Source organism: Fructilactobacillus sp. X3R2C1 (genome assembly GCF_059901235.1).
The window spans coordinates 1-242 of sequence record NZ_JBWXVA010000076.1; the positions used below are offsets into that span (position 1 = coordinate 1).

The window sequence follows — 242 nt, forward strand, 5'->3', positions numbered from 1 at the left end:
TGTTTGCCCTGCAGTTCCTGACCCCGCACAGCGTGCACGTCAGCCAGCAGGATGACTGGCTGGACATCGAAGTCGGCATTGGCGGCCTGAGCTGGCACCGGGCCGAGGTGATTGCGCAAAAACTGCGTAACCTGGTGTGTGTGGGTGAAGTGAGCCTGACCAACTTGCACCGGGTGGAGCTGGCGGTTGTATGAATATTTGCGGCGCTATCGCCGGCACAGAAATAGCAAATTCCTGAAACC

Annotated in this window: 1 protein-coding gene; it reads left to right on the forward strand. The window is 58.3% G+C overall.

Translation table 11 applies throughout. From position 1 onward, the window contains the following. Nucleotides 1-194: ACT-like domain-containing protein (locus AC6UDB_RS07220; protein ID WP_500709588.1), on the forward strand; the 194-nt coding region annotated here is incomplete at its 5' end. Between the last annotated feature and the right edge of the window lie 48 nt (nucleotides 195-242).